This is a genomic window from Pseudidiomarina donghaiensis (assembly GCF_900116895.1).
GTDB classification, from domain to species: domain Bacteria; phylum Pseudomonadota; class Gammaproteobacteria; order Enterobacterales; family Alteromonadaceae; genus Pseudidiomarina; species Pseudidiomarina donghaiensis.
In genome coordinates this window covers 92050-105692 of the sequence record NZ_FPCF01000001.1, presented here as the reverse complement: position 1 = coordinate 105692, position 13643 = coordinate 92050, and the positions used below count along the sequence as shown (strand labels likewise).

15 protein-coding genes are annotated in these 13643 nt (G+C 47.5%); 12 read left to right on the top strand and 3 right to left on the bottom strand.

Annotated elements, in window-relative coordinates:
* Window positions 1-92 precede the first annotated feature (92 nt).
* From lexA to BM334_RS00505, 6 genes are all read left to right on the top strand, one after another.
* On the top strand, window positions 93-713 hold the full coding sequence (gene lexA / locus BM334_RS00530; protein ID WP_092836449.1) for a transcriptional repressor LexA: 621 nt from the start codon (window positions 93-95) through the stop codon (window positions 711-713).
* The gene (locus BM334_RS00525; protein ID WP_092836446.1) at window positions 710-1123 is read left to right on the top strand and encodes a hypothetical protein; all 414 of its coding nucleotides are present in this window, start codon (window positions 710-712) and stop codon (window positions 1121-1123) included. The genes lexA and BM334_RS00525 overlap by 4 nt, the downstream gene beginning before the upstream one ends.
* Window positions 1124-1455: 332 nt before the next feature.
* Window positions 1456-2544, top strand: coding sequence for a cytochrome c oxidase subunit II (gene coxB, locus BM334_RS00520; protein ID WP_092839148.1), 1089 nt, complete (start codon window positions 1456-1458; stop codon window positions 2542-2544).
* 12 nt (window positions 2545-2556) lie between these two features.
* Window positions 2557-4143, top strand: coding sequence for a cytochrome c oxidase subunit I (gene ctaD / locus BM334_RS00515; RefSeq protein ID WP_092836445.1), 1587 nt, complete (start codon window positions 2557-2559; stop codon window positions 4141-4143).
* Between the two features lie 2 nt (window positions 4144-4145).
* The gene (locus tag BM334_RS00510; RefSeq protein ID WP_092836444.1) at window positions 4146-4745 is read left to right on the top strand and encodes a cytochrome c oxidase assembly protein; all 600 of its coding nucleotides are present in this window, start codon (window positions 4146-4148) and stop codon (window positions 4743-4745) included.
* A gap of 10 nt (window positions 4746-4755) precedes the next feature.
* Window positions 4756-5637 carry a cytochrome c oxidase subunit 3 gene (locus tag BM334_RS00505; RefSeq protein WP_092836442.1) on the top strand — a complete coding sequence of 294 codons (882 nt, stop codon included), beginning with the start codon at window positions 4756-4758 and terminating at the stop codon, window positions 5635-5637.
* Window positions 5638-5667: 30 nt separating this feature from the next.
* On the opposite strand, the gene BM334_RS00500 is transcribed toward BM334_RS00505, so the two are convergent.
* Window positions 5668-5883 carry a DUF2909 domain-containing protein gene (locus BM334_RS00500; RefSeq protein ID WP_092836440.1) on the bottom strand — a complete coding sequence of 72 codons (216 nt, stop codon included), beginning with the start codon at window positions 5881-5883 and terminating at the stop codon, window positions 5668-5670.
* Between the two features lie 50 nt (window positions 5884-5933).
* Here BM334_RS00500 and BM334_RS00495 point away from each other — a divergent pair, with 50 nt between their 5' ends.
* Genes BM334_RS00495 through BM334_RS00475 form a run of 5 tightly spaced genes read left to right on the top strand, consistent with a single transcriptional unit; the run spans window position 5934 to window position 9790 of the window.
* Window positions 5934-6668: an SURF1 family protein gene (locus BM334_RS00495; RefSeq protein WP_092836437.1), complete on the top strand. Its 735-nt coding sequence runs from the start codon at window positions 5934-5936 to the stop codon at window positions 6666-6668.
* Window positions 6669-6670: 2 nt separating this feature from the next.
* On the top strand, window positions 6671-7213 hold the full coding sequence (locus BM334_RS00490) for a redox-active disulfide-containing membrane protein (protein ID WP_092836434.1): 543 nt from the start codon (window positions 6671-6673) through the stop codon (window positions 7211-7213).
* 4 nt (window positions 7214-7217) lie between these two features.
* Window positions 7218-8192: a COX15/CtaA family protein gene (locus tag BM334_RS00485; RefSeq protein WP_092836431.1), complete on the top strand. Its 975-nt coding sequence runs from the start codon at window positions 7218-7220 to the stop codon at window positions 8190-8192.
* Between the two features lie 44 nt (window positions 8193-8236).
* Complete coding sequence (gene cyoE / locus BM334_RS00480; protein ID WP_241970908.1) at window positions 8237-9160, top strand: heme o synthase; 924 nt, start codon at window positions 8237-8239, stop codon at window positions 9158-9160.
* 6 nt (window positions 9161-9166) lie between these two features.
* Complete coding sequence (locus tag BM334_RS00475; RefSeq protein ID WP_092836421.1) at window positions 9167-9790, top strand: SCO family protein; 624 nt, start codon at window positions 9167-9169, stop codon at window positions 9788-9790.
* Here the strand turns inward: BM334_RS00475 and BM334_RS00470 are convergent.
* Window positions 9787-10836, bottom strand: a complete 1050-nt coding sequence (locus BM334_RS00470; RefSeq protein ID WP_092836420.1) for a polysaccharide deacetylase family protein — start codon at window positions 10834-10836, stop codon at window positions 9787-9789. The two genes, BM334_RS00475 and BM334_RS00470, sit on opposite strands and share 4 nt — an antisense overlap.
* Between BM334_RS00470 and BM334_RS00465 the strand changes: the two genes are divergently transcribed.
* Window positions 10826-12187 carry an MATE family efflux transporter gene (locus tag BM334_RS00465; protein WP_092836419.1) on the top strand — a complete coding sequence of 454 codons (1362 nt, stop codon included), beginning with the start codon at window positions 10826-10828 and terminating at the stop codon, window positions 12185-12187. The genes BM334_RS00470 and BM334_RS00465 overlap by 11 nt on opposite strands.
* Here BM334_RS00465 and BM334_RS00460 read toward each other — a convergent pair.
* Entirely contained in the window at window positions 12153-13550 is a 1398-nt protein-coding gene (locus BM334_RS00460) for a DUF4397 domain-containing protein (protein ID WP_092836418.1), read from the bottom strand. The two genes, BM334_RS00465 and BM334_RS00460, sit on opposite strands and share 35 nt — an antisense overlap.
* Between the last annotated feature and the right edge of the window lie 93 nt (window positions 13551-13643).

The following is a 13643-nucleotide window of genomic DNA, read 5'->3' as shown; positions in this document are numbered from 1 at the left end:
GTCTGATTGAAAAAAAGTTGCACAAAAAAGTTGCGAATCCAAAACACCTGTATATACTCACAGTATTACTGTATAGATAAACAGGTATCGTTATGCGACCATTAACGCCACGACAGCAGCAAATTCTGACACTTATTAAAGACAATATAGACGCAACGGGTATGCCACCGACGCGGGCAGAAATTGCGCAGCGACTTGGATTTAAATCAGCGAACGCAGCTGAAGAACACCTTAAAGCGCTCGCCAAAAAAGGCGTTATCGAAATGATGCCCGGCATGTCACGTGGTATTCGCTTAGTCGGTTTTGAGCAAGAAGAAGTTCCCGAAGGGCTTCCTTTAATCGGGCAAGTTGCTGCGGGCGAGCCTATTTTGGCTCAAGAGCATATCGAAAGCCACTATCAAGTCGATCAAAACTTATTCAAGCCACATGCTGACTTCTTGCTTCGTGTTAACGGTATGAGCATGAAAGATATCGGTATTTTAGACGGTGATTTACTTGCGGTACATAAAACTCATGAAGCCCGCAATGGCCAAATTATTGTCGCTCGAGTTGAAGACGACGTGACCGTGAAACGGTTCGAACGGCGCGGAAATATCATATTGTTGCACCCAGAAAACGAAGAGTTTTCGCCAATTCAGGTCGATTTAACACACCAATATTTCACCATTGAAGGCTTGGCTGTAGGTGTGATTCGCAATGGAGCATGGTTATGAGAAACGAAAATTTTAATGTAATGAATGAGATTGGTTTTGATGTTTGGTCTACGACACCAGCATTAGAGTCGAATTGCCAGCACATTGAAAGCTTGCTTCCACGCCTTCAAGCGCTGTCCGTGCGTACTCATCAATGGATAACAGTGATTGGAGCTCGTCGTGAGGTGATCGAACAACTTGTTGCCGCAGGTATTAGCCGTACGCGCATCCGTTGGGTACATGGCCGCAATCAAGATGAACGCGAATGGGCAACCGAACAAGCGTTACTCGCCGGCACGAGTAGCATTGTACTCAGCTGGTTGGGAGAGCTTTCGCCGCGCATGCAACAACGTCTTAAAATGGCAAGCAAAGTTAGCCAAACGCACAGTTTTGTATTGAATGATCTACCTTCACCCACCCCACTCCACTAATCCTGCAAGTGAAGGTTGTCTATTAGGGCCACATTAGTGGCCCTTTTTTTATACGCAAATGTAAAATTTATTCGAATTGCCGGTTTCTTTTTCACCAGAAAATGGTATTTTGAATGTGCATTAACTGCTAACACAATAAACAACAATAATTATTGATACATAACAACAAAGGGTTAGTGGGGAAAGCGATTTTCTAACGAAATGCTGTTCCTTTTTCTACTCACCTCGTTGTTCTTCAGGCTCGCACTTCGGTGTATTCGTGGCCCAAGCCACGTCGGAAGAATGAGAGGAGATGTCGCGTGAGTACTAAGCTCATCACCGCGCTAACAGCAATGCTTCCATTTGCTGCCAGCGCACAATCGTCGTTGAACCTGACTCAAGGGGTAACCGAGATCAGTCAACGCGTTTACGACCTACACATGACAATTTTTTATATATGTTGTGTCATAGGCGTTATCGTTTTCGGTGCCATGTTTGTTTCCATGGTCATCCACCGTAAGTCTAAAAATCCGAAGCCGGCAACGTTCCATGAGAACGTCAAGGTGGAAATCATTTGGACGGTCATTCCCTTTTTGATCCTTATTGGTATGGCTATTCCAGCTACGCAAACCTTGTTTGCTATGGAAGACACATCCGAAGCAGAAGTTACCGTATTGGTTACTGGGTCACAGTGGAAATGGCACTATAAGTATTTTGATCATGACGTCGAGTACTTTAGTTTACTTGCCACACGCCAAGACCAAATTAATAACCGACTGGATAAAGGCGAAAACTATCTGCTTGAAGTAGACCGCCCTTTGGTTATTCCTACTGACACCAAAGTTCGCTTCTTAGTGACTTCAGATGACGTTATTCACTCTTGGTGGGTACCGGATTTTGCCGTTAAAAAAGACGCCAACCCTGGCTTTATCAATGAAGCTTGGACCAAGGTTGACGAACCTGGTATTTATCGCGGCCAATGTGCCGAGCTATGTGGTAAAGACCACGGCTTCATGCCGGTAGTGGTTATTGCCAAAGAGCCGGCTGAGTATCAAGCTTGGATAAGCGAGCAAGAAGCCATTCAGAAGCAAGCCAAAGAAGAAGAACAACGCTTGCTGTCTATGTCGATGAGCAAAGACGAGTTGATGGAACTTGGTGAGCGTATTTATCTGGGCAGCTGTGCCGCATGCCACCAGCCAAGCGGTGAAGGTATCCCTGGCGTATTCCCAAGCCTGAAAGGCACTGACATGGTGCTTAATGATATTGATGGTCACATTGATATTGTGGTGAACGGCAAAGCCGGCACCGCTATGCAGGCGTTTGGTAATCAGTTGAGTTTACGTGAGTTGGCCGCGGTTATTACGTACGAACGTAATGCTTGGGGTAACAACACGGGCGACCTCATTCAGGCCGCTGATGTTAATAAATTCATGAACGAGTAAGGGAGACCCGATATGAGCACAGTTGCTGGCGAGATGGATCATAACGATCATCACCACCACGCGCCATCGGGTTTTACCCGTTGGCTATTTACCACGAACCATAAAGACATTGGCTCAATGTACCTATGGTTCAGTTTTATTATGTTTTTGGTTGGCGGCTCTATGGCGATGGTTATTCGCGCCGAGCTATTCCAACCAGGCCTACAATTAGTAGACCCGCACTTCTTTAACCAAATGACCACAGTGCACGGCTTGATCATGGTATTCGGGGCGGTTATGCCGGCCTTTACCGGTTTAGCCAACTGGATGGTACCGTTGATGATCGGCGCGCCAGATATGGCATTGCCGCGCATGAATAACTGGAGCTTTTGGATTCTGCCATTTGCTTTTGCCATTTTATTGGCCTCGTTATTCATGGAAGGCGGTGGTCCAGCCTTTGGTTGGACATTCTATGCACCGCTATCAACTACCTATAGTAGTGACTCAACCGCATTATTCGTATTCTCTGTTCATATCATGGGTATTTCGTCCATTATGGGGGCGATTAACGTTATCGTGACCATTATGAACATGCGTGCCCCTGGCATGACGTACATGAAGATGCCGTTGTTTGTGTGGACATGGTTTATCACAGCATTCTTGTTGATTGCCGTTATGCCGGTACTTGCCGGTGCGGTAACCATGGTGCTCACTGATAAGTATTTTGGCACGAGCTTCTTTGATGCCGCTGGCGGCGGTGATCCAGTCTTGTTCCAGCACATATTCTGGTTCTTTGGGCACCCCGAAGTGTACATCATGATTCTGCCGTCATTCGGGATTATCTCAGCCATTATTCCAGCGTTCTCACGCAAACGGCTATTCGGCTATTCATCCATGGTTTACGCCACTGCAGCAATTGCCGGTTTAAGCTTTATTGTATGGGCGCACCACATGTTTACCACAGGGATGCCGGTAGCCGCTGAGATATTCTTTATGTACGCCACTATGTTGATATCGGTGCCCACTGGGGTGAAAGTATTCAACTGGGTGGCCACCATGTGGCGCGGCTCTATCACCTTTGAAACGCCGATGCTGTTTGCACTCGCATTCGTGATTTTGTTCACCATTGGTGGTTTCTCTGGGCTCATGTTGGCTATTACACCGGTTGACTTCCAGTATCACGACACCTACTTCGTGGTCGCACACTTCCATTATGTGCTAGTTAGCGGCGCTATTTTCTCGATTATGGCGGCAGCGTACTACTGGTTACCAAAGTGGACAGGTCACATGTATGACGAAACATTAGCGAAATGGCACTTCTGGTGCTCGTTAATCTCGGTCAACTTACTGTTCTTCCCAATGCACTTTGCGGGCTTAGCGGGCATGCCTCGTCGTATTCCTGACTACTCGCTGCAGTTCGCGGATATTAACCAAATTGTTAGTATTGGCGGCTTTGCGTTCGGCTTATCACAACTTATCTTCTTGTGGGTGGTGATTAAGTGCGCACGCGGCGGCGAAAAAGCACCTGCGAAGCCATGGGAGGGTGCAGAAGGGCTAGAGTGGACAGTGCCTTCACCGGCGCCGTATCACACCTTTGAAACGCCGCCCGAGGTGAAGTAATTATGGCAACCAACGATCCAACCCCAACTAACGCGCGGCCAGACAACGCGCGCGTTGTAAAACGTCTACTGTTTGTTGTTGTGGGCATGTTTGGCTTTGGCTTTGCGTTGGTTCCACTGTACGAAGTGTTTTGCGACATCACTGGGTTTAACGGCCGCACTAAAAACGAACAAGCAGCCGCTAACACGCGCCAAGTAGATACCTCGCGCACTATTAACGTGCAGTTTATTACTCGGGTCAACAAAGGCATGCCTTGGGGCTTTTCGCCAGAGGTGAACTCAGTACGTGTTCACCCTGGTGAGACCAAGGTTGTTAACTTTCTGGCCAGTAACCCAACGGGACAGAACATGGTGGCGCAAGCTATTCCATCTGTTGCACCGGGTGAAGCCGGGCTGTATTTAAATAAAACTGAGTGCTTTTGCTTTAATCAGCAACCACTTGCGGCAGGTGCTGACACCAAAATGCCCATGCAGTTTTATCTTGACCCAGATATTCCAGAACATATACATACGTTGACTTTGTCATACACCATGTACGATATGACAGCCAATGCTCAACCGGATGTGCTCGCTACTTTTGAAGCGACGCCATCGGCCGACTGAGGATTATTTTATGGCACAACAACATGAAAAATATTACGTCCCTGCTTCTAGCCCATGGCCAATAGTTGGCGCTATTGGTTTAGGCTTAATTGCGTTTGGTGCAGGGCACACCGTTATTGATATGAAAAATGAAGCTACCGACGGCTGGGGCACAAACGTCCTGCTTGGTGGCGTAGCAGTCATGATTGTGATGTTATTTGGTTGGTTTCGCGACCAGATTAACGAATCAATGTCGGGCTTGTACAGTAACCAATTAGGGCATTCTTATCGCCAAGGCATGAGCTGGTTTATCTTCTCTGAAATCATGTTCTTCGCGGCGTTCTTTGGTGCGTTATTTTATGCCCGAGTAATTGCTGTTGAATGGCTTGGCGGCGCTGGTAACAACGCCATGACTAATGAAGTGTTATGGCCAGCTTTTGAAGCGCATTGGCCGCTTACAGAAACGCCAGGTGGCACAAAATCAGGCGAAATGGGTTGGTTTGGCTTACCGCTCTACAACACCATTATTCTGATTGTGTCCAGCTTTACCTGTCATTTTGCACACGTTGGCCTTGAGAAGAATAACCGTAAGCAGCTCACACTGTGGCTGGGTATCACCATTGTCTTAGGTTGTATCTTCTTATACTTGCAAGGCGCAGAATACGTACATGCATACCAAGATCTTGGTTTGACATTAGATTCTGGTGTTTACGGTAATACCTTCTACATGTTGACCGGGTTCCATGGTTTGCACGTTACCCTAGGAACACTGATGTTAATCATCATGTTCTTGCGCGTCATTAAAGGTCACTTCACACCAGACAACCATTTTGCCTTCCAAGCCACGAGTTGGTATTGGCACTTTGTTGATGTGGTTTGGGTGTGCTTGTTTATTTTCGTATACATTTTATAAAGTAGTGGTGGCCGTACTAAGCTTGAAAGCTTAGTACGGTCGCGGATTCGGTGTCAGCAATCCAGACGCCAGTAATATCACGATCACCACAATGGCTATCGCCGAGAACATCACTCGCTGGCCGAGATATTTTGTCATTGAGGGTTTGGTCGGGTCGTTACGCAGCATGGCAAACAATGCGCGAAATAAATTAACGACCATAAATAACATGAGTAGTACCAGTATGATTTTTGCTGCAGTAACCATTGTTCCTTCCCGAGTTCGCCCGCTTAAAGGCGTTGATTGTCAGGCTTGCTATGCGTAAGTCATTTCGCATGAGCAAACTTATTGGCATGCTGCTCACTGTGCTAGCAATTGCTATTTTGGTCAAGCTTGGTTTTTGGCAACTTGAGCGCGCCAATCAAAAAGAACAATTTTTTGCCGACTATGAACAACGTGGCCAGCAAACCGTTCAGCTAAATAACAGCATGAACCCGCAAGAAACAATACCGCGATTTACCCAAGTAACTGTTTCGGGTGAATTTCTAGCGGATTACTTGCTACTTGATAACCAAATTCAAGCGGGCCAGGTTGGCTATCACGTGGTGGGCTTGTTGCAAGCAGACATGGATAATGCGTCACGTATTGTCATGGTGAATTTAGGCTGGGTACCGCTGGGCAAAAGTCGCGAAGTCAGGCCACAACTGCAAATACCGCAGCAGCCTTTAACGCTGACTGGGTACTTTTACTTACCCGAGCTAAGTAGCGTTTGGGGGGCGAACGCACACTTGGTGGAACACCAACAAAAGCCGGTTCGCGTGCAGCAACTAAACGCCAGTGTTATTGGCAACGCGCTGCAGCTTCCCATAGAACCCTATGTGGTGCTACTCTCGGAGCAAGAAGAAATGGGCTGGCCACGAGCATGGCAGCCGCAAGTCATGACACCTGAAAAGCATCGTGCATACGCATGGCAGTGGTTCTCATTGGCCCTCGCCTGTTTATTGGTGTTTTGGTTTGCAAGCCGTTCCAAAAAAATAACAACAGAGGAATGATCATGTCGAACGTTAAAAAATCGCGAGCCACGTTAATTGGTGTTGTGCTGGCCTTTTTAATTCCTGTTATTGGCGCCAAATTAGTGCTCGACCAAAACTGGTATCAGGGCGCGGTAACCAATAAAGGCACCATGTTGGTGCCACCACTTGAGCTCAAACAACTCAACCAGTTGCTCCCCGAAGGTTGGCGCGTTGCCCTGCGTGACGACGGTGCATGCGGTGCAGCTTGTATTCAAGCCTTGTACGCCATGAACCAACTTGACGTCGCCTTAGGCAAAGAAACCGACCGCGTCGCACCAGTGTTAATCAGCGCTCAACCAAGCTCATTAGACTTAAGCAATGTTCCGTTGATTACGGCGGTCTCTGACGCCGCACTTAGCCAAGCAATCAATGCTGTACCGGCACACCATTTAATGATTATCGACCCGCTAGGCAACGTCGTGCTGCACTATGCAACGTTCGCCGATGAAGAAAAAATGCGTGCGGAAGCCAAGAATTTGCTGGCCGACTTACGCACCTTGTTAAAGCTCTCAAAGATAGGGTAACAGCATGCGTGGCTTCGTAAAATTAAGTATTGTTCTCGCCTTTGTGGTGATTGTTTTAGGGGCTTACACACGCCTTACTGATGCCGGTTTAGGCTGCCCTGACTGGCCGGGCTGTTACGGTGAACTGACCGTACCCAAAGACGCCAACAAAGCAGCCGAGTTGTTCCCAGACACGCCGCTTGAAAGTCATAAAGCATGGAACGAAATGATTCATCGCTATGCAGCAGGTACTTTAGGGCTGGTTATTCTTGGTATCGCTATTTGGTCACTGTGGCGCAAACGTCAACACAGTGAACAACCCGTAAAGCTTCCGTTATTTTTATTAGCACTGGTGACATTTCAGGCCGCACTGGGAATGTGGACAGTAACCATGAATTTGCAACCTTTGGTCGTTATGGGGCACTTATTAGGTGGGTTTAGCACTATATCGTTGCTTTATTTACTCAGTTTAAGGCTACAACGCGTGCATATACCGTTGGGCGACCCGAAAGTTAGGTCATTATCAGCGTTTGCGCTGTTTGCATTAATTGTGGTACTCGGCCAAATAGCATTAGGCGGGTGGGTTGCTGCAAACTATGCTGCAATGGCTTGCACCGAGTTACCATTTTGTGAAGGTAACTGGACTGAACGACTTGATATAGCCGGAGCATTTTCAGTACCTGAGGCTAGCACTTACCAATACGGTGCGCATGACTACGCAGAACGCATGACCATTCACATAGCGCACCGTTTTGGTGCTTATTTTACAATTTTAGTCGTTGGGCTTTTATTATGGATGGGGTACCGCCGCGCCAGCTCAAACGTCATTCGTACCAGCTTAAACTGGATAACCGTTTTATTAATTGCCCAAGTAACACTAGGTTTTAGCAATGTATTATTGCTGCTGCCACTCAGTGTTGCCGTTGCACATAATGCAGTGGGTGCATTATTGCTGCTAAGCTTAGTCGGACTAAATTATAAAATCGCCCGCAATGCCTAAACTTCAAAAGAGGCGAGGATAACAACATGGCAGAACAAGCACAGATGGCAAGTGCCGACGAAGCACTTGCTCAAACATACAAAAAACAAGCAAATTGGCGTGACTATCTTACGTTAACTAAGCCCAATGTGGTCTTACTACTATTAGTTACAGCTCTGGTTGGTATGTGTTTAGCATCACCAACCTGGATTGCCTGGCAAATTATGGTGCCAGCACTTATTGGCATCGGTTTAATGTCCGGCTCTGCCGCTGCGGTGAATCATTTGGTTGACCGCCATATTGATGCGCGTATGGCGCGAACCTTACGTCGCCCTCTACCATCAGGCGCCCTGTCACCTAAGCGAGTGCTGACTTTTGCTGCGACAATTGGTGTTGTTGGGTTTGCTGTTTTAGCTATTTGGGTGAATATGCTAACCGCTTGGTTAACCTTCGCAAGCCTTATTGGCTATGCCATGGTGTATACCATGTACTTAAAGCGCGCAACGCCACAAAACATTGTCATTGGCGGCTTAGCCGGGGCGGCTCCGCCGTTATTAGGTTGGACGTCAGTAACCAATGAAATTCATCCATTTGCCATTTTGCTGGTGATGATTGTGTTCACCTGGACCCCACCGCATTTTTGGGCGCTCGCGGTGCATCGCGCAAAAGATTACGCTAAAGCTGAAATCCCCATGTTGCCAGTGACTCATGGCGTAGAGTTCACCAAAACTTGTATTTTTCTTTACACCATTTTGCTCGGTATTATCTGCTTGCTACCTTACATTGTTGGAATGTCTGGTATTGTTTACTTAATTGGCTCCAGCATTCTAAGCATTTGGTTCTTAGGGTATGCGTGGAAGCTAAAGTTTGCCCCGACTAAACATACTGCGTTTAACATGTTTAAATTCTCTATCTGGCAGCTATTTGCGTTGTTTGCATTATTGCTAGCAGATCATTATTTAGTCAGCCCTGTATTACCTGTAGGATAAAACACGATGCAACGATTACTTGTCACCGTTGTTGCGCTCATTGCGTTAGTTGCGGGAGTTGTTATTTACAATAACCTTCCGAAGCCACAACCTAAGGCGTTAGTTTACGATCCGCCTCGAACGCTTCAGCCATTTGTACTGGAGAGCTCTTTGGGCCATAACGTGTCTAATGCCAACCTTGAAGGGCAATGGACACTGCTGTTTACTGGCTATACGTTTTGCCCAGATATTTGTCCAACCACGATGGCGGATTTACGTCAGGTATTGCCTAAGTTAAAGCAATACACAGACACACCAGTAAAAGTGTGGATGATTTCGGTCGATCCGCAACGCGATAATGTAAAACGTGTTAGCGATTATGCGGTTTTTTTTGGCGATGAATTTGTTGGTATTCGTGCCGAGCACCCACAGCTTTATCCGTTCGTGAATGACTTAGGCTTAATGTATTCCATTCCCGAAGAGGGTGAAACGGATTACCTCGTTAACCATAGTGCCGCCATCGTGCTGGTAAATCCTGCTGGACACCGACAAGCCATATTCAAAGCCGAGCATATCATTGGCGAAATTCCAACGGTAAGCATGGAACAGCTAGCAACGGACTTTTCCATAATCGCACCAACCTTTCATTAATCCGGCCAACGCCCCTGTTGGTCGGCACGAATAAACGGATGCGAATACCAGTAAAAGCGCCAATTGTATGACTTACTTGGCACTGTACAATTCACGCGAGAGCGCCCAATTGGCAGTGCTTCGGTTAGGCTCACACGAAAGCGATTCGCTTGCCATGTCGGCTGGAGTACCTGGCCACTAGCAAAACAGTTCATTTGGTTTTTATCAAAGTCGTCTGTGTTTGCTAATTCGACCACAACCTCGGGGGTATTATTGTCTGCAGCCAATAACGGTTGCTGTGGATGATAATCAACCACCGGCAAAGCAAGACTTTTTAGTTTTGTCGCTAGCGTCTCAATCGATGCGTATTGGGCAGATGCCGGAAATCTTGGAATCGCGGTAAGTGGGCTGGCAGCAGACCAAGGTCCTGAATGCTGAGCGAACGCAATAAAACCTGCTTGCTCGAGAATTTCTTGAAGTGCTTCGTCATATTCACCATATGGGTAAGCAAAGTGTTTCGCTTGTTCGCCGAGGTGTTCGTCGATGAGCTGTTGCGCTTCAACCACGTCATTGCGTACACGTTCGCGCCACGCCTCAGTCGGCTCTGAACTCTTCCGCCAAGTCATGTGCCAGTGACTGTTTGAGTGGTTCGCAATACTCGCCCCATATTTTTGCAGCTCTTTAAGCTGCTGCCAACTCATGTACTGTGTTGGCGCTTCCGCCATAAGTTTTGGATTCACAAATATAGTGAACGGGTATTGGTATTTTTTGAACACCGCCAAACCATTGCGGTAAACATTGCGCCAGCCGTCGTCAATGGTAATTGCAGCGGTGTATTCGGGTAGATTTTCGCCCGACGCTAATCGCTGCTGAATTTCAACCAACGACATCACCACAAAGTCATTCTCTTTTAGCCAGGCAAAGTGTGCTTCAAGCTCTTGCGCTGTTACTGAGGTAACACGCGGTGTATCATCGCCAATATGATGGTATTGCAAAATAGCGACGCTATTCGGTGCCGACCATGCGCCGCAACTAACTAACGCAAGAATAATAAGCATGAATCGCATTAAAAAGTTCCCCTTCAAATTTGGCAAGTTGGCAGATCATCGCATTATTTTCGCCATTGCATTGCCAATGATTATATCAAATATTGCGGCTCCGTTATTGGGCTTAATTGACACCGCAATTGTTGGCCATTTGCCGCAATCGATATACTTAAGCGCTGTTGCTCTTGGTGCTATGACAGTTAGTTTTATCTTTTTGCTCGCAATTTTCTTACGCATGACCACAACGGCTGAAATTGCAGCTGCATTTGGCGCCAATGATCACTCGGCTCAGCAACGTGTGGTGTTGCATGGCATCGCAATAGCGCTGGGGTTAGGTATATTGCTGTGGCTACTTTCACCAGTACTCATTGGCTTTGCCTGGTGGCTTATTGAACCAGGTATAGAGCTTGGTCAACTTGCAGGTAGTTATGTGTCTATTCGACTGTTAGCTGCCCCAGCCGCATTAATTAACTTGTTGGTGCTTGGTGTGCTACTCGGCCGCCAGCAAAGCCGCAGTGCTATGGCGCTGGTCATTTTTACTAACGCCGTGAACGTCATTGCTGACGTGATTCTAATTTTGGGGTTAAACCTTAACGTTAAAGGTGCGGCTTGGGCCTCAGTATTGGCTGAGGTAAGTACCGCCTTGGTTGGCATCTGGCTTATTCGCGACACCCTGACAGACGTTCGAAAATGGCAATTTGACGTAGCTTACTTCAAACGGTTTTCTCAAATGAACCGTGATGTATTTATTCGTTCGTTATTACTACAACTTTGTATGGCCACTATGACAGGTTATGCCGCAAGGTTTGGCGCTGTTGTGGTCGCCGCAAACGCTGTTCTAATGCAGTTTTTAATGCTCATTTCACTGGGCCTAGACGGCATTGCTTACGCTGTCGAAGCATTGCTCGGGGCTGCCCGAGGCCGCGGCGACACTAAAAATATTCGCTATTGGATGAAGTTAACCTTGCTGTGGTCGGTTATTTTTTCACTCGTCTATTGCTTAGTTTTTTTGCTGGCCGGCGAATTTATTATTCGCTTGCTTACCGACTTGCCCGATGTCATTACGACGGCACTTGTGTATTTGCCATGGCTGGTGGTTTTACCGTTGCTTGGCCATTGGAGCTACTATTTTGACGGTGTCTATATTGGCTTGGGTTTAACTCAAGCCATGCGCGATACCATGGCTGTAAGTGCGCTGGGTATATTCATACCTGCTGTTTTTATTGGGCAGTGGCTTATTGATAAAGAAAGCGCCAACCATGGATTATGGTTGGCGCTGAGTTTATTTCTACTCGCCCGTGGCGTTAGCCAATGGCTTTACTTAAAACGGCGTTCGCTTACATCACTGGTGCCAGATCATCCATCAGAATAAGCTGGGGCGGTAAACCACCACCGGTGGCATCAACAGCGACGGCTGTATAAACACCGGCGCCATCAAGCTGTAACTCGATAGGCCCAATGGCAGCATCTTTTGTGCCTGTTGCTGTCACGGTAATCACATAGCTGCCAGGCATAAGCGAAACGTAACCGGTAGACACCAAAGCTGCAGAGTCGAATGGCACGTTTTCAAATGCTGGTGTTGCTTCGGCAATATCAGCTGTTGCTGTCACATAAATATCTACCGCACCTGCACTTGGCGATGCATGCACCAACTGCACCTGCGCTTCGGTAGCAATGCGGCGCGTCCAATCTTCAATGACAGCCAAGGTTAGAGAACCGTCGCCCAAGGCGCCTACTGCATAAACACTGACGCGTTGGTTATCTTGCAAAGGCAACACCGCATCATCGATGACAACAGGGTCGCCTCCAGCCGCCGCAACATCTACTAAATACTCTGCACCCGGCAGATTAATAAAGTCAGTGGCTTGCAAGAATGCTAGACCAGACACTGCTGGTGTAGCCGCATTGTTAACGGTGATATCCACCGCCGGAGCATCCGCGCTGGCATGCACAATACGCAGCTCACCGCCGGCGTCAACTGAAGAAACCAGCTGTGCACCTGTACCATCAGCAACCTGCAACTGAATAGGTGACGGCCCTGTGCCGGTGTTAGCTACAGCAGCGATAACTAAGTCTTCGCCCGCCTCAAAAGTTGCTGCGCCACTATCAAATACCACCGCTGACGCATCACCTGCTGCCGTAACTCTAACTTGATATTCGCCAGCTGGAACATCTAGCTGCGGCGTGAAGTCTTGAAATTCTAAGGTTGCTGCAGCTTGTTCCGCGGTTAAATCAGCATCTACAACGGTTAGATAAATATCTACCGCAGGTGCATCTGGTGCTGCGTGAACCACTTGCAGACGGAAGTTGCCTTCAGCAATATCGCTCACTGGATTATCGATAATTAATGGCGCAATCGTTTCGTCGCCGACTTTACCCACGGCAAAAACTTCATAGCGTGTGTTGGCAGCGAGCTCTAAGTCAGCCGGCCCAATCACAGTAGCGGTTGATTCGTCGACTAAAATGCCGTCAACCTGAATACTGTAAGTGCCCTCGTCAAGCTCAAGTACTTCTGAAGAGGCCCCAAAGGGCACACCGCTAAGTGCTGCTTCACCATTAACCAATACGTTGACATCAGGGGCATCAGCCACCGAGTGGTGCACACGCACAAAAGTTGATTCTGGTGGTGGGGGTGGTGGAGTTACTACTGTTGTTGGAGTATCATTGTCGCTACCACAGCCAGCAAGCACCACTGCTGCTGACAATGCGAGACCAAGTTTTGTGATCCCATTCATGACTATTTCCTCATTGCGTGTATAGGCAATTCACACTACGAAGGAAATTAGTGGATGGGATCACATCCAATTTCTATACAAGATTAATTTTTG